14 protein-coding genes are annotated in these 15,646 nt (G+C 73.0%); 5 read left to right on the top strand and 9 right to left on the bottom strand.

Annotated features, from left to right (window positions below):
* The 4 genes from NH339_RS13130 to NH339_RS13115 form a co-directional block, all read left to right on the top strand.
* On the top strand, window positions 1-501 hold a 501-nt coding region (locus tag NH339_RS13130), incomplete at its 5' end, for a hypothetical protein (protein ID WP_253026016.1).
* A 35-nt stretch (window positions 502-536) separates the two neighbouring features.
* Entirely contained in the window at window positions 537-2,504 is a 1,968-nt protein-coding gene (locus tag NH339_RS13125; RefSeq protein WP_253026014.1) for an acetoacetate--CoA ligase, read from the top strand.
* 4 nt (window positions 2,505-2,508) lie between these two features.
* Window positions 2,509-3,147 (top strand): hypothetical protein, encoded by a 639-nt coding sequence (locus NH339_RS13120; protein ID WP_253026012.1) that lies wholly within the window; start codon window positions 2,509-2,511, stop codon window positions 3,145-3,147.
* Window positions 3,148-3,257: 110 nt separating this feature from the next.
* On the top strand, window positions 3,258-4,040 hold the full coding sequence (locus tag NH339_RS13115) for a hypothetical protein (RefSeq protein WP_253026010.1): 783 nt from the start codon (window positions 3,258-3,260) through the stop codon (window positions 4,038-4,040).
* A gap of 49 nt (window positions 4,041-4,089) precedes the next feature.
* Here NH339_RS13115 and NH339_RS13110 read toward each other — a convergent pair whose 3' ends face one another.
* The 6 genes from NH339_RS13110 to NH339_RS13085 form a co-directional block, all read right to left on the bottom strand.
* Window positions 4,090-4,563 carry a GNAT family N-acetyltransferase gene (locus NH339_RS13110; RefSeq protein ID WP_253026008.1) on the bottom strand — a complete coding sequence of 158 codons (474 nt, stop codon included), beginning with the start codon at window positions 4,561-4,563 and terminating at the stop codon, window positions 4,090-4,092.
* 1 nt (window position 4,564) lies between these two features.
* A complete protein-coding gene (locus NH339_RS13105) occupies window positions 4,565-5,620 on the bottom strand; it encodes an aspartate-semialdehyde dehydrogenase (RefSeq protein ID WP_253026006.1) in 1,056 nt (351 codons plus the stop codon).
* Window positions 5,617-6,894, bottom strand: coding sequence for an aspartate kinase (locus tag NH339_RS13100; RefSeq protein ID WP_067853748.1), 1,278 nt, complete (start codon window positions 6,892-6,894; stop codon window positions 5,617-5,619). The genes NH339_RS13105 and NH339_RS13100 overlap by 4 nt, the downstream gene beginning before the upstream one ends.
* A 213-nt stretch (window positions 6,895-7,107) precedes the next feature.
* Window positions 7,108-8,217, bottom strand: a complete 1,110-nt coding sequence (locus NH339_RS13095) for a S1 family peptidase (protein ID WP_253026004.1) — start codon at window positions 8,215-8,217, stop codon at window positions 7,108-7,110.
* Window positions 8,218-8,397: 180 nt separating this feature from the next.
* A complete protein-coding gene (locus NH339_RS13090) occupies window positions 8,398-9,387 on the bottom strand; it encodes a LysR family transcriptional regulator (RefSeq protein WP_308207075.1) in 990 nt (329 codons plus the stop codon).
* A 40-nt stretch (window positions 9,388-9,427) separates the two neighbouring features.
* Window positions 9,428-11,515 (bottom strand): bifunctional lysylphosphatidylglycerol flippase/synthetase MprF, encoded by a 2,088-nt coding sequence (locus NH339_RS13085; protein WP_253026000.1) that lies wholly within the window; start codon window positions 11,513-11,515, stop codon window positions 9,428-9,430.
* A 156-nt stretch (window positions 11,516-11,671) separates the two neighbouring features.
* Between NH339_RS13085 and NH339_RS13080 the strand changes: the two genes are divergently transcribed.
* Window positions 11,672-12,418, top strand: coding sequence for a DUF4328 domain-containing protein (locus NH339_RS13080; RefSeq protein WP_253025998.1), 747 nt, complete (start codon window positions 11,672-11,674; stop codon window positions 12,416-12,418).
* A gap of 7 nt (window positions 12,419-12,425) precedes the next feature.
* On the opposite strand, the gene recR is transcribed toward NH339_RS13080, so the two are convergent.
* The 3 genes from recR to NH339_RS13065 form a co-directional block, all read right to left on the bottom strand.
* A complete protein-coding gene (recR, locus tag NH339_RS13075) occupies window positions 12,426-13,025 on the bottom strand; it encodes a recombination mediator RecR (RefSeq protein WP_067853732.1) in 600 nt (199 codons plus the stop codon).
* A 60-nt stretch (window positions 13,026-13,085) separates the two neighbouring features.
* The gene (locus NH339_RS13070) at window positions 13,086-14,237 is read right to left on the bottom strand and encodes an acyl-CoA dehydrogenase family protein (RefSeq protein WP_253025996.1); all 1,152 of its coding nucleotides are present in this window, start codon (window positions 14,235-14,237) and stop codon (window positions 13,086-13,088) included.
* A gap of 172 nt (window positions 14,238-14,409) precedes the next feature.
* Window positions 14,410-15,646 (bottom strand): aminotransferase class IV (locus NH339_RS13065; protein WP_253025994.1); only part of this gene is annotated, 1,237 nt, incomplete at its 5' end.

The raw sequence follows: 15,646 nt of genomic DNA, 5'->3' as shown, positions 1-15,646 counted from the left end.
GACGTCGTCCACAGCACCGGCGAGCGCGCCCGTCGGCTCGGCTTCGCCGTCCGCGACCGCGGCGAGGACGCCGTCTGGGCCGTCCGCGACTACCGCGTCCCCACCGTCCCGCCGCTCGGCGCGTCCGTCGTCACCGGGCTGGTGGCCGGTCTGCTGGTGACCGCCGGCGGCTGGCTGTGCCTCGAGCTGTTCAGCGCCGTCCGCGGCACGTCGGCAGGCGGGGCAGTCTGGGGCCTGCTCGCCGTCCTGGTCGTCGTCGGCGTCGCCGGCGAGCTGGGCGCCCGCTTGCTGCGGGCGTTCGGCGTGCAGCAGGCACGCCCCGTGCTGGCGCTGTCGGTGCTGCTCGTGGCGATCGTGGTCATGCTCGCGTTCCTCGAGCCGGTCGACGGGCCCTGGGCGTGGCTGATCGTCCCGGGCCTCATGGTCGTCACCGTGCCGCTCGTGCAGCGGCTGCTCGTCTGGGCGGCCACCGACGTGCCGCCCGACGACGCCCACCGCTGACCCGACCCGTCCGCCGTCCAGGAGGCCGCGCCGCCATGCCCGAGACCCCCGAGGTGCTCTGGAGCCCCGACCCCGCCGCCACCCCGCGCATCGCGGCGTTCGCCACGTCGGTGGGGGTCGACCCGCACGACTACGACGCCCTCTGGCGCTGGTCGGTCGAGGAGCCCGACGCGTTCTGGCAGGCCGTCTGGCGGTTCTTCGACGTCCCGGGCGACGGGTCGCCGACCCCGGCGCTCGCCGACGCCTCGATGCCCGGGGCCGTGTGGTTCCCCGACGTCCGGCTCAACTACGCCGAGGCAGCGCTGCGGCTGCCCGGTCGCGCCGACGACGACGTGGTCGTCGTCGGGCGCTCGCAGTCGCGGGACGACGTCCGGCTGACCGCCGCCCAGCTGCGCGACCAGGTCGCGCGGGCGCGGGCCGGGCTCGTCCGGGCCGGCGTCGGTCGGGGCGACCGGGTCGCCGCCTACGCGCCCAACGTGCCCGAGACGCTGGTGCTGCTCCTCGCCGCGGCCAGCCTGGGCGCGGTCTTCAGCTCCTGCGCACCGGAGTTCGGCGTGCAGAGCGTCGTCGACCGCTGGCAGCAGACGGAGCCCGTGCTCGTGCTCGCCGTCGACGGCTACCGCTACGGCGCCAAGACCGTCGAGCGCCGGGCCGAGGTCGAGCGGATCGTCGAGGCGCTGCCCAGCGTGCGCACGCTCGTCTGGCTGCCCTACCTCGACCCCGACGCGCCCGCGCCAACCGCCGCGACCACCTGGGACGCGCTCCTCGCCGAGCCCGGCGAGCTCGCGTTCGAGCGCCTGCCCTTCGACGCGCCGCTCTACGTGCTCTACTCCTCGGGCACGACCGGACTGCCCAAGCCGATCGTCCACGGCCACGGCGGCATCACGGTGGAGCACCTCAAGGCGCTCGGCCTGCAGCACGACCTCGGCCCCGACGACGTCTTCCTCTGGTTCTCCACGACCGGCTGGATGATGTGGAACCTGCTGGTGTCCGGCCTGCTGACGGGCTCCACCGTCCTGCTCTGGGACGGCAACCCCGCGCACCCGGGCCTCGACCGTCTCTGGCGCGACGCCGCCGAGCTCGGGGTGACCTACTTCGGCACCTCCGCGCCCTACCTCCTGCAGTGCCGCAAGCAGGGGCTGCGACCCCGCGACATTGTCGACACGTCGACCCTTCGAGCGGTCGGCTCGACCGGCGCACCGCTGCCGGCCGAGGGATTCCGGTGGGTGTACGACGCCGTCGGCGAGCACGTCCACCTGCAGTCCGTCTCCGGCGGGACCGACGTCTGCTCGGCGTTCGTCGGCGCCTCTCCCACCGTCCCGGTCTACGCCGGCGAGATCTCGTGCCGCAGCCTCGGCGCCGCCGTCGAGGCTTACGACGAGCACGCGCGGCCGGTCGTCGGCTCCCTGGGCGAGCTGGTGATCACCGCTCCTCTCCCGTCGATGCCCGTCAGCTTCTGGGGCGACACCGACGGTTCGCGGTACCGCGCCGCCTACTTCGAGGACATCCCCGGCGTGTGGCGCCATGGCGACTGGATCACGATCACCGAGCGCGGCACGTGCACCATCACCGGGCGCAGCGACGCCACCCTCAACCGCGGCGGCGTGCGCCTCGGAACGAGCGAGTTCTACACCGTCGTCGAGAGCCTTCCGGAGGTGGCCGACAGCCTCGTGGTGCACCTCGAGGACACCGCCGACGACGATCGCGGCGACGGCGCCGGCACGCTGCTCCTCTTCGTCACGCTCGCCGACCCCGACGGCACCGACGTCGACGAGCTCCGACGTACGGTCGCGCGCGAGCTGCGCGAGCGGCTCTCGCCGCGTCACGTGCCCGACGAGCTGCACGTGGTGCGCGCCCTGCCGCGCACGCTGTCGGGCAAGAAGCTCGAGGTGCCGGTGAAGAAGATCCTGCGGGGCGTGCCCGCCGACCAGGCCGCCACCCGCGGCGCCCTCGAGGACCCCGCGGCGCTGGACGACGTGGCCGCGATCGCCCGGGAGCGGTGAGCTCGTGACCCGCGGTCTCGTCTCCTGCCTGCTGCTCGCCGGGTTCCTCCTGCCGGTGGGTACGGCGATGGCGCTCAGCGACCCCGACCCCGGCGTCCGGCTGCTCGGCGCCACCCTCCTGCTCTGCGGTCTGCTCTTCCTGCTGCCCCTCCCGCTCCTGCGACCGGCGCCGCGACCACCGGCGGTCACCCGCGACGGCGGCACGACGACGGTCCATGGCAGCCCGCTGATCCAGCGGCTCGCCCTCGCGGCGGCCGTGCTGGTCACCCTCGCGGCCACGACGATGACCGGGGCGCTGTCGAGCCCCGCCGTGCTCGACGGCGGCACGAGCCGCCGGCCGACACCCCTGTTCTTCCTCGTGCTGTGGGCCGGGGCGGTGTGGGCCTGGTTCGTCGTCGTCCGTGGCCGCAACCGGCAGGACCTGCGGATCGCCGGCGGCGAGGTCACGCTGACCCGCGGCCGCGAGCAGCTCACGTGCCAGGTGACGCGCGCCCAGGTGGCGGTGGGTCAGGGCACGCCCTCCGCCCGGAACACGGTGCAGGTCGGCTCCGGCGTCGCCCCGGGGTTCACGGTCGGCGCCCGGCACTTCGGCACGTCCGCCCCGGAGCTGGCCGAGGCGATCCGCGCCGCGCTGCGACGCTGACGTCCGAAGAACCGGCAATCTTTTCCGAAATGTGTCTCGGGTTGCGGAACCGCCCCTAGGCTGTAGCCGCCTGCGGTCACTCCCGACCGCACTCGTGAACGGACATCCCCTTGCGCAAGCTCACCCCGCTCCTGCTGGCTGCCGCCCTCGGCGTCGGCTCGACCCTCAGCCTCGTCGCTCCGGCCCAGGCCGCGACCGTCGTCTCCGTGAAGAAGATCGCCAACCCCGCCCCGGGCGAGATCGGCACCACCGCCACCATCAAGCCGTCGGTGTCGGTGTCGAAGAACGTGCGCGTCTCCTCCTCGCTCCTGAACGTCAGCCTCGACGGCAAGGCCGTCGTCCGCAACCAGAAGTCGGCCACGCTCAAGCGCACCGCGCTCAGCGTGACCTACAACGTCTCGACCGTGGTCAAGTACCGCGTGCGCGACAGCAAGGGCAAGCTCGGCCCGACGCGCCAGAAGAGCCTGCGCCAGACGTTGACCGTCAAGCCCGTCTACACCACGAAGTGCGCCACGCCGGCTGGCTTCGAGTCGGTCGTCCTCGGCGACGCGCCCGCCACGGGCGACACCATCGGCACCGTCGCGAAGAAGCTCGGCGAGCCCCTGGGTCTCTTCGGCGGCACGCTGAAGCAGCTGCGCGCCGACGCTGTGAAGGAGAACGACCAGGAGACGATCACCTTCGTCGACAGCCTCTACGAGCGCGGCTACGTCCCGGCGACGGAGTACTCGGTCTACGCCTTCCAGGGCTGCGAGGAGAACCAGACCTACGGTGTCTTCTTCCTGACCACGAAGGGCACGGCCCGCGCGTTCGACAAGGCCGACCTCAGCAACACCGAGGAGCCCCCGAGCGAGACCCCGGAGCGCTCGCGCTTCAGCGTGCAGTCGTTCCGCTGACCGACCGGTCCCGAGACCCCCGCACCCTCGGGTGCGGGGGTCTCGTGCGTCAGCGGGCAGGCCGGCGGTAGTCGTGGGCGAGCGGCCACGGGCCGGCGCCACCGAGCCAGGCCGCCGGTTCGCTCCCGACGTGCTGCCAGCCACGCTGCTCGTACAGCCGGCGGGCGGCGGCGTCCTGGTCGAGGACGACGAGCCTGAGCGCGAGGCCTCGCTCGTCGGCCCACGCGTCGACCGCGTCGAGGAGGGCGGACCCGACGCCGGTCCCGCGCGCGTCCGGGTTCACGAACAGCCGCGACAGGACCGGCCCGTCGGGGCCGGTGAGGACGCACACGTGGCCCTCGACCCGACCGTCCACCTCCGCCACCCAGGCGCGCTCGACGTCGCCGGTGAGGAACGACCAGCCGACCAGCGACCCACGCACGGGGTAGGCGTCGAGGGCATGGGTCCGCGCCAGGAGCTCGACGAGCCGCTCGGCGTCGTCGTCGCGCCGCGGCCGGACCGTGACGCCAGCCTTCGCGCCCACCTCAGCCGAGGAGGAGCTCGGCGATCTGCACCGTGTTGAGCGCGGCGCCCTTGCGCAGGTTGTCGCCGCTGACGAAGAGCACGAGACCCTTGCCCTCGGGGGCCGACTGGTCGGCGCGGACGCGTCCGACGAGGCTCGGGTCGGTGCCGGCGGCCTGGAGCGGCGTGGGCACGTCGACGAGCTGCACGCCGGGCGCACCGGCGAGGATCTCGGTGGCGCGCTCGGGCGTGAGGTCGCGGTCGAACTCGGCGTGGATGCTGAGCGAGTGACCGGTGAAGACGGGCACGCGCACGCAGGTGCCGGCGACGCGCAGGTCGGGGACCTCGAGGATCTTGCGCGACTCGTTGCGCAGCTTCTGCTCCTCGTCGGTCTCGTTGCTGCCGTCGTCGACGACGCTGCCCGCCATGGGCAGCACGTTGAACGCGATCGGCGCGACGTAGACGTCGGGGTCCGGGAAGGCCACGGCGCGGCCGTCGTAGGCGAGCGCGTCGGCCTTCTCGACGACGGCCTGCGCCTGGCCGTGCAGCTCGCGCACACCGGCGACGCCGGAGCCCGACACGGCCTGGTAGCTGCTGACGACGAGCCGGACGAGCCCGGCCTCGTCGTGCAGCGGCTTGAGCACCGGCATGGCGGCCATGGTGGTGCAGTTGGGGTTGGCGATGATGCCGCGTCCGCCCGGTCCGTCGCCGTCGGGGATGGCGTGCGGGTTCACCTCGCTGACGACGAGCGGGATGGCGGGGTCCTTGCGGAACGCGGAGCTGTTGTCGACGACGGTCACGCCGGCGTCGGCGAAGCGCTGCGCGTGGGCGCGCGAGGTGGTGGCACCGGCGGAGAAGAGCGCGATGTCGAGCCCAGTGGGGTCGGCGGTCGCTGCGTCCTCGACGGTGATCTCGCGGCCCGCGAACGGCAGGACGGTGCCCGCGGAGCGCGCCGAGGCGAAGAAGCGCACCTGGTCGGCCGGGAAGCTGCGCTCCTCGAGGATCTGGCGCATGGCGACGCCCACCTGGCCGGTGGCACCCACGATGCCGATGTTGGCCGTCCGGCGTGCGTCACTCATCGTCCGGTCCCCCCGTACACGACCGCCTCGACCTCGTCGGTGCCGAGGTCGAAGGCCGAGTGGGCGGCGCGGACCGCGTTCTCGACCTGGCTCTCGGCGACGACGACGGAGATCCGGATCTCGGAGGTGGAGATCATGGCGATGTTGACGTTCGCGTCGGCCAGGGCCTGGAAGAACCGGGCCGTGATGCCGGGGGCCGAGCGCATGCCGGCGCCGATGATCGACACCTTGCCGACGCTGTCGTCGTACTGGAGCCGCTCGAACCCGACCTGGTCCTTGAGCCGCGCCAGCGCGGTCATGGCCGTCTGGCCGTCGGCGCGCGGCAGCGTGAACGAGATGTCGGTGAGCGCGGTCGCGGCAGCCGAGACGTTCTGCACGATCATGTCGATGTTGATCTGCGCGTCGCCGAGCGCCTTGAGGATCGCGGCGGCGTACCCGACCTGGTCGGGGACGCCGACGACGGTGATCTTCGCCTCGGAGCGGTCGTGGGCGACGCCGGAGATGATGGCTTGTTCCATGGTGGGGTCCTTCGTGACGTCCTCGGCCTTGAGGACCCACGTGCCGGGCTTGTCGGAGAACGACGAGCGGACGTGGATGGGCATGTCGTTGCGGCGCGCGTACTCGACGCAGCGCAGGTGCAGGATCTTGGCACCGTTCGCCGCCATCTCCAGCGTCTCCTCGTAGGAGATCTGCGGGATCTGGCGCGCGTCGGGGACGATCCGCGGGTCGGCGGTGAAGATGCCGTCGACGTCGGAGTAGATCTCGCACACGTCGGCGTGCAGCGCGGCGGCGAGCGCGACGGCCGTCGTGTCGGAGCCACCGCGCCCGAGCGTCGTGATGTCCTTCGTCGTCTGCGAGACGCCCTGGAAGCCGGCGACGATGGCGATCGCACCCTCGGCGATCGCCTTCTCGATCCGGCCGGGCGTGACGTCGATGATCTTGGCCTTGCCGTGCTCGGCGTCGGTGATGACCCCGGCCTGGGAGCCGGTGAACGAGCGGGCTTCCTGGCCGAGGTTGCCGATGGCCATGGCGAGGACCGCCATGGAGATGCGCTCGCCGGCGGTCAGCAGCATGTCGAGCTCGCGGGCGGGGGGCAGCGGGGAGACCTCGTTGGCGAGGTCGATCAGCTCGTCGGTCGTGTCGCCCATGGCCGAGACGACCACGACGACGTCGTGGCCGGCCTTCTTGGTGGCGACGATGCGCTGGGCGACTCTCTTGACGCTCGTGGCGTCGGCGACGGAGGAGCCACCGTACTTCTGGACGACAATGCCCACGACGGATGTCCTTGCGGTGCGGGGGTTAGGTGGGACCGTGCCAGGGCGACGCTGACCGGGCAACGTCGACATCCTATAGGTCGGCCCGCGCGGCCCTCCACCGTCGTTCCTGTCCTGGGACCGCGAGATCCTGCCGCGCACGCCGACGCGGCACGGACCCGGCACCGTCCCGAGAGACCGGTACCGGGCCCGCGCCGCGCGCGGTGTCCTCGATCAGGAGGTCTTGAGCGTCAGGCCGTAGGCGCTGAGGATCTCGTTGACCGGCTGGAAGTAGGTCGTGCCGCCCGAGGAGCAGTTGCCGGAGCCACCGGAGGTGACGCCCTGCGCCTGGTTGCCGGTGATGGCCGATCCGCCCGAGTCGCCCGGCTCCGCGCACACGCTGGTGCGGATGAGGCCGTACACCGAGCCCTGCGAGTAGTTCACCGTGGAGTTGCGGGCCTGGATGGTGCCGCAGTGCCAGCCGGTGGTCGAGCCGGACCGGCAGATCGACGAGCCGACGGCCGCGTCCTGCGAGCCACGGACGGCGACGCTGCCGCCGCTGTAGTTGTTCACCGTGCCCGTGATGGTGGCCGAGGAGCGCACCCACGCGTAGTCGTTGCCGGGGAAGCTGGAGCCGGCGAACGTGCCGCTGGGGTTCTGCGTCGCGGCACCCTGCGAGCCGCAGTGGCCGGCCGTCACGAAGCCGCCGTTGACCGCGAAGCCGATCGAGCAGCGCGCGTTGCTGATGTAGTAGGCGTCGCCACCCTGGTAGAGCGGCTTCGGCTGCTCGGCCGAGCGCTCGACCTCGATCGCCGAGGTCGGGACACCGGCCTTCTTTGCGAACGACGCGGCGGCGGCGGTGTCGCCCGCGGGGATGACGACCTTGTTGGCGGCCGGGTCGACGTACCAGCCGGCGACCGTGCTGGGCGCGGAGGCCTGCTTCGCGTTGAGGTCCTTCATGTAGCCGTCGAGCTCGGCGGCCGAGCGCTCGACGGTGCGCACCTGGGCGCCCTGCGCCTTCACGGTGCCGGCCTGGGAGGCGTCGGTGACGGCGACGACGAGCGTGCCGGCCTTCGCGTCGTACCAGGAGCCGGCGTAGTCGGCACCGAGGCTCTTCTCGAGCGTCTTGTCGGCCTTGGCGGCCTTCGCCTCGGAGGCGAGACGGTCGGTGGCCTCGGTCTTGGTCAGGCCGAGGTCGCGCTGCATCGCGCCGAGCATGCCGACCTTGGAGCTGGCGGCGCCGTCGTCCTGGGACGGAGCGGCGATGGCCTGCGAGCCGAAGGCCGTGGCGAGCACGGCGGCAGCGGCCAGCGAGCCGAAGAGGGTTCGCTTGGGAGTGTTCACGGTCTGATCTCCTGTGTCGTGGCGGACCGGGGATCACCCGGGCCGCCGTTCCTGCGGAACGGACGGCTCGCCGCCACGCCCCACGCTGTCGTCCGGAGGCGGTCCTGCCTCCGCAGCCCCCCCGAGGGGTTGTGCAGAAACCTACTGGCGGATCAGGCCTGGAGGGTCATACCGGAAGAGTCATACCGCGGGCGTGATGCCTGGGTCGTGCTGCTCGCCGAAGCCCGGGTTCTGCTCCAGCCAGGCGGCGTAGACGGGGCTGCGCGACACGAGGTCGTTGTGCGCCATGCGCACCGTCAGGAGCAGCTCGTCGGCGAAGTCGGCGCCCACGGAGTCGGTGCGCCAGCCCACGAGGTGGCGCCAGCGCAGCGGGGCGTCGGCGACCGGCTTCGTGACGAGGCCGGGCAGCACCCGCGTGGGCTGGCAGAGCGCCACGGCCGTGCCCGAGGAGACCAGCTCGATGCAGCTCGCCGCGTCGGCCACGTAGAGGCTGCGCGGCGCGAAGCCCTCGCGGGCGCAGGCCGCGGCGAAGCACTCCTGGAAGCAGCCGTCGCCCGGGGTGGCCGCCCACGCCTCGCTGGCGAGGGCACCGAGGGGCACCTCGGCGGCGTCGGCGGCGCCGTGGTCCTCGGGCAGCATCACGAAGACGGGGTCGACGGAGAAGGTGCGCCAGGTGATGGCGCGGTCGTCGGGGGCGGTGTCGCCGCCGCAGATGCCGATGACGGCGTAGTCGAGCCGGCCGTCCGCCAGGGCCCGCGCGAGCTCGTCGGCCGACCACGAGGCGGTCGTCGAGACCCGCAGGTCGGGATGACGCTGCTCGAGGCGCTGGATCAGCGGGGCCAGGACGGCCGGCGACGACGACCCGATGGACAGGTGGTCGGGGATGCTCTCGCCGCGGGCGGGCTCGGCCAGCCGGGTCGCGTCGTCGAGCAGGCCGGTCATGGCGGGCAGCAGCATGCGGGCGCGCGCGATGACCAGCTCGCCAAGCGACGTTGGCCGGACACCGCGGTGGTCCCGGTCGAACAACGGGCCGCCGAGGGCCCGCTCGATCCGGCTCAGCTGGGCGGTCAGCGCCGGCTGGGCGACGCCCAGCTCGGCAGCGGCCTTCGTGACGCTCCCGGCGTCAGCGATGGCACACACGACCCGAAGGTGCCGCAGCTCCAGCTCCACTCGGTGAGTCTACCGGCGTTCCCCTGCAGGCACGTACCGCTCAGTGCCCGCGCGTGAGCGCCAGCAGCTGCCCGAGCGTCGCGTCCGCGAGGTAGGCCCGCCCGACCGCGATGCCCACCCGCGGCAGCGCGGCCTCGTCGGCGACGACGAGGAACAGCGGCTCGTACCGCGGCTGGAACTTCGCCTTGAAGGCCTGCAGCGACTGGAACCCGTAGTACGGCTCGAGCACGTCGCCGGCACGCGTGAGCACGTCGTCGATGACGGAGCGGTCGACGACGCTGTCGCCTGCGCCGGCGTGCGCGAGCGGCGCGCCCGAGAGCGAGACGACCTCGTAGCCCTGCTCCTTGAACTTCCGGCAGGCCGACGCGATGAGCAGCTCCATCGTGTAGCGGAAGCCGCCGGGGAGACGACGCATGAGGTCGAGCGTCCAGCCGCGGACCTGCCCGTCGGGGCCGGGGATCGGCATCCAGCTCGTGACGCCGTGCACCGTCATGTCGGCGTCGACCGCGACGTTGATCCACACGTCGGGGTCCTCGGCCTCCTCCAGACCGCCGAGCGTGAAGCCCATCTCCGGCAGGCCCTTGTCGCGCACCCACTCGTCGGAGATGGCCCGCAGCTGGGTGCGGATGCCGCGCGGCGCGTCCGCCAGCCGCATCATCCGGGTCTCGACGTCGTGCTTGCCCGCCTGGTTGAACGCCGAGCGGACGTCCTGCCACTTCTTGCCGACGAACTCGAGCTCGGGCAGGTCGACGATCGCCTCCTCGGCGACCTGGACGGCGATCCAGCCCTGGTCCTGCGCCCAGCGCGCCACGGTGCTGCTGCAGCTGAACAGGCACGGGAGCGTGCCGGCGTCGCGCGCGGCACCGATGAACCGCTCGGCGACGTGCAGCGGGTCGGGACCCACCGGGTCGCACAGGCCGATGGTGACCCCCATCGACTGCTGGTAGGCGACCACGGCGTCGTCGGTGAACCACCAGCGGTTCTCCGGCCAGGTGGTCATCCACGCCAGGCGGTTCGACGAGCCGTGCCGCCGGAGCACCTCGCGGGCGCGCTCGCGGTCGGCGTCGGTGGGCAGCGCGCCGACCCGGTCGGGGCCCACCCGGCGCAGGCCGCGACGGCCGGGGTTGCGGAACGCGCTGCGCCCGAGCAGGAGCGCCGCCAGCTGGGCGGTGTCGAACAGCAGGGAGATCCAGACGAGGCCGGAGTTCGAGGTGCCGCCGGAGACGATGACGGCGGCGGTCGCGGCACCGAGCAGCCAGCTGATGGACGTCAGGACGAGGGCGAGCATCCACCACGTGCGGCGACCGCGCACGAGGCCCCACGCGATGAGCAGGTCGACTGCCACCACCGCGAGGACCCACCACCACGACTCGGGATCGCCACCGATGGGACCGAACGGTCCGTCGCGGTCGGCGACCTGGCCGATGACGGCGATGATCGCGCCCCAGAGGAACGAGCCGCCGGTGAGCATCCGCAGGTCGCGGCGCGTGAAGCCGGGGCGCAGCCACTCCGCCACCGTCCGCGACGGACGGCGGCCGACGATCCAGGGGCCCACCCAGAGGCCGAGCAGCACGGCCACGAGGTGCTCGACGTCGTAGAGGTAGCCGAGGAAGGTCAGCGACGTGAGCACGTAGCCCAGGACGCCGAGCCGGACCCGCCCCCGCCAGGGTCGGCGCAGGTCGGCCGAGACGACCATGGCTGCCGCGAGCGCGCCCGCGCTGAAGCCGACGTCGAGGTCCTGCGCCGTGCGCTGCGCCCAGCCCCAGTCGGTCCAGGACGACAGCGCCACCATCAGGTAGCCACCGCCGATCACGCCGATCGCCTGGAAGACGACGACCACGGCGGCCGTGCGTCGCGTGCCGAGCCGCCACTCGCAGAGGCTGACGGGGAGGACGAAGAACGTGAGGATGGCGACGTACTGCAGCGGCTTCAGCGCGTAGAGCGAGCCGGTGACAACCGTCCACCAGCGCCCGTCGAGCAGCGCTGGGGGCCCGAACGCGACGTCGGGGTACCAGCTCTTGTCCTCCAGCGGCGACCACAGGGTCCCCGTGGCGACGCCGAGCACCAGGATCAGCACGACGACGGAGGCCGTGAAGGGCACCCGTCGCGCCACCGTCAGCACGTTCACGACCGACACGCTAGGGCACCGCGACGACGGCAGAAAGGACCGGGAGCGGTTCTCAGCAACACGTCAGTCGTCCGTCAGTGGTTCGTCAGGTTCTGGTACCCCGGACCTCGCTGGTGCACTAGCGTCAGGGGCTCCGCGACGACCGCCAGGAGACCGATGTCCGACCCGACGCCCTACCCTCGTTTCCCGTCCGAGGACGACGTCCCCGAGGGCTGGGGCCGCGCGCCCGAGCCGTCGTCCGGCGCGCCGGCCTCCCCGGTGCCTGCGGCCGCGAGCGCGTCGCTCGGCACTCCCGAGCCGCTGGGCGTCCTCACGACCCTGACGATGGGCCTCGCCGCGCTCTACGCCGCCCTCATGCTCCCCCGGTACTGGCTGGCACGCGACGCCGAGGACCAGTGGACGTCGGGCGCCGCGGCCGGCCGGTCGCCCGAGGAGTTCTTCACGCCGTACGAGGTCGTCGACCTCGTCGGCTACCTCGTGCTGCTCGGCGCCTTCGTCGTCACCTGCCTGTGGCTCTGGCGGGCGCGCGTGAACGTCGACGTGCTCTCGCCGACGTCTCCGCACGCGCGCAGCCGCGGCTGGGTCTGGGGCGGGTGGCTCGTGCCGGTGGTGAGCCTCTGGTTCCCCTTCCAGGTGGTGCGCGACGTCCTGCGCGTCCGGTCGCACCACCCGTCCTCCGGGTCCCGCGTCGGCTGGTGGTGGGGCGCGTTCATCGTCGCGAACGTCGCGACCGGGGTGGAGTCCCTCCTCGTGCCGACGGATGTCGACTCGACCGGGGTCGGCGACCTCCCGGCCTTCGCCGCCGTCTCGACCGTCGCCTGGGTCGTGGCCAGCGTGTTGTGGGTGCGGGTCGTGCGCGCCGTGGCGGCCGACCAGGAGGAGCTGCTGGCCGGTCGGGGCTGACCCCGCGTCAGCCGGCGATGGCGGTGCGGCCCTCGAACGCGCGGCCGAGCGTCAGCTCGTCGGCGTACTCGAGGTCGCCACCGACGGGCAGCCCGCTCGCCAGCTTGCTGACCCGCAGGCCCAGGGTGCTGAGCATCCGGATGAGGTAGGTGGCGGTCGCCTCGCCCTCGAGGTTCGGGTCGGTGGCGATGATCACCTCGGTGACGGTGCCGTCCTGCAGCCGTCCGAGCAGCTCGCGGATGCGCAGCTGGTCGGGCCCCACGCCAGCGATCGGGCTGATCGCCCCGCCGAGCACGTGGTAGCGGCCACGGAACTCACGGGTCCGCTCGATCGCGACGACGTCCTTGCTCTCCTCCACGACGCACAGCACGGTGGCGTCGCGGCGCGGGTCGGAGCAGATGCGGCACTCGACGTCGACCGTGACGTTGCCGCACACGGCGCAGAAGTGCACCTTGTCCTTGACCTCCACGAGGACCTGCGCCAGACGACGCACGTCGGCGGGGTCGGCGTCGAGCAGGTGGAAGGCGATCCGCTGGGCGCTCTTCGGACCGACCCCGGGCAGCTGCCCGAGCTCGTCGATGAGGTCCTGGATCACTCCGTCGTACACAAGGAGCAAGTCTAGGCCCGACGGCGCGACGACGGCGTCCGGCGCGCGGTCGCGACCGCGTCAGACGAACGCGTTGATCCCCGTCTCGGCCCGCCCGACCAGCAGCTTCTGCACCTGGCTGGTGCCCTCGTAGAGCGTCATCACGCGGGCGTCGCGCAGGTACTTCTGCACCGGGTACTCGTCGATGAAGCCGTACCCGCCGAACGCCTGCACGGCGAGGTTCGCCGCCCGCACCGCCGCCTCCGACGCGAACAGCTTCGCCTTCGACGCCGCCGTGCCGTACGGCTCGCCGCGCTGCATGAGGTCGGCGGCCCGCCAGGTGAGCAGCCGCGCCGCGTCGGCGTCGACGCTCATGTCGGCGATCATCTCCTGCACGAGCTGGTACGACGCGATCGGCTGGCCGAACTGCTCCCGCTGGCCGGTGTACGCGACGGTCTCCTCGAGGCAGCCCTGGACGATGCCGACGCAGCTCGCCGCGATCGTGACGCGGCCCTTGTCGAGCGTCTGCATCGCGATCTTGAAGCCCTGGCCCACCTCGCCGAGCAGCGCGTCGGCGGGCACGCGGACGCCGTCGAACGACAGCGCCGCGGTGGCCTGGCCGCGCAGGCCGAGCTTGCCCTTGATCTCCGTGGCCTCGAAGCCGGGCGTGTCGGTCGGCACGAGGAACGCCGAGACGCCGCGCGGGCCGTCGTCGCTGGTGCGGGCGAAGACGAGCGCGACGTCGGCCCAGGTGCCGTTGGTGATGAAGACCTTGGAGCCGTCGATCACCCAGTCGTCGCCGTCGCGGCGGGCGCGGGTGCGCAGGTTGCCGGCGTCGGAGCCGTGGCCGGGCTCGGTGAGGCCGAAGCAGCCGAGGATCCGGCCTGTCGCGATGTCGGGCAGCCAGCGCTGCTTCTGCTCCTCGGTGCCGTGCCGCAGGACCGACGTGCCGAACAGCCCGGAGGAGACCGAGACGATGCCGCGGATCGCTGAGTCGGCGCGGCCCAGCTCCTCCGCCGCGAGGACGTAGGTGAGGTAGTCGCCGCCGACCCCGCCGTACTCCTCGGGGATGGTCAGCCCGAAGAACCCGATCTCGCCCAGCTTTGGGATGATCGCGAGGTCGACGGACTCCGCGCGGTCCCACGCGGCACGGTGCGGCACGACCTCCCGGTCGAGGAAGTCGCGGGCCAGGGCACGGAATCCGGCCTGCTCGTCGGTGAGGGTCAGGTCCATGGTCCCGATGCTGCCACGGGCGGGTGCGGCCGGCCGCTCGGCTTCCCCGACGGGTCGGCCCCGGGCCGTGGGAGGTAGGTGGCGCGCGCTTCCCCGGGTGGCGGTAGACGGCGCGCGGATACGGCCGCGCTTCCCGCGCGCTCCCTACCCCCGGCTGGGAAACGCGTGCCACCTACCTCCCCGGACGGTCCTCCGGGCGGACCGTGCCTGCGAGGAACGTGGCGAGCAGGTCGTGGCCGTGGCTCGTCAGGATCGACTCGGGGTGCCACTGCACGCCCTCGACGGGATCGGTGGCGTGCCGCAGCCCCATCACCACGCCCGACGCGGTGCGGCTCGTGACGACGAGATCTGCCGGCAGGCTGGCCTCCTCGGCCACCAGCGAGTGGTACCGGGCGACGACGAGGGGCGTGGGCAGCCCGGCGTGCAGGCCGAGCCCGTCGTGGTGGACGAGCGACGGCTTGCCGTGCACCACCTGCGGCGCGCGCACCACGCGCGCCCCGTAGGCCTCGGCGATCGCCTGGTGCCCGAGGCACACGCCGAGCAGCGGCGTGGTGGGGCCGAGCCGGCGGACGACGTCGACGCTGATGCCCGCGTCGGCCGGTGCGCCGGGCCCCGGCGACAGCACCACGTGGGTCAGGTCGTCCGCGGCCCGTGCGGCGAGGAGCTGCTCGACGTCGACCTCGTCGTTGCGGACGACGTCGGCGTCGGCGCCGAGCTCGCGCACGTACTGCACGAGGTTGAACACGAACGAGTCGTAGTTGTCGACGAACAGCACCCGCGCCGCCCGCCCCCTCCCCCGCTGACCGTGACGTTTGCGGGGCGAGAACCCTCTTTCGGGCCCGGAAACGTCACGGTCAGGGGGGTGGGGGGAGGCGAGCGAGGAGGCGAGGAGGGTGGCGAGAGGGCCAGGGGCGGTCCAGGTGCCGACACCCTCGACCTCGTGCACCGGCACGACGCCGCGCAGCGCGTTCGTGACGAAGACCTCCGACGCCGCCGCGAGGTCGGAGCGCATGAGCCGACGCTGGCGCAGCGGCACCCCGGCGCGCAGGAGGGCGTCGACCACCCGGGCGCGCTGGGTGCCGGGCAGCACCCGGCCGTCGAGCGGCGGGGTGTGCACGCCGTCGTCGAGCACGCAGAACACCGAGGTGCGGCCACCCTCCAGCACCGAGCCGTCGACGTCGACCAGCAGCAGCTCGTCGGCCCCGTCCGGAGGGTCGAGCGGGCCGCGGTCGACCCACTTGTGGCTGCCCCATCCCCCGGGGACCTCGCGCGGCACGAGCCGCCACGACGCGGGCGCCGGCACGAGCGGGGCGTCGACGAGCCGGACCCGCACCGGCACGGCGTGGTCGTCGGTGGCGCCCTGCGGCTCGAGGGGCACCGCCTCGACCCGCAGACGGTGCCGACCGGGC

The organism is Aeromicrobium sp. CnD17-E (assembly GCF_024124745.1).
Classification (GTDB): Bacteria; Actinomycetota; Actinomycetes; order Propionibacteriales; family Nocardioidaceae; genus Aeromicrobium.
Note: the sequence above shows the minus strand (reverse complement) of the source record. Positions and strands in the feature narration are given on the sequence as shown.

What these genes read in the sequence shown, in the direction of transcription:
- NH339_RS13125 (WP_253026014.1), top strand. Translation starts at nt 537, where the DNA reads ATGCCCGAGACCCCCGAGGTGCTCTGGAGCCCCGACCCCGCCGCCACC.
- NH339_RS13070 (WP_253025996.1), bottom strand. Translation starts at nt 14,237, where the DNA reads ATGGACCTGACCCTCACCGACGAGCAGGCCGGATTCCGTGCCCTGGCC.
- NH339_RS13105 (WP_253026006.1), bottom strand. Translation starts at nt 5,620, where the DNA reads ATGAGTGACGCACGCCGGACGGCCAACATCGGCATCGTGGGTGCCACC.
- NH339_RS13080 (WP_253025998.1), top strand. Translation starts at nt 11,672, where the DNA reads ATGTCCGACCCGACGCCCTACCCTCGTTTCCCGTCCGAGGACGACGTC.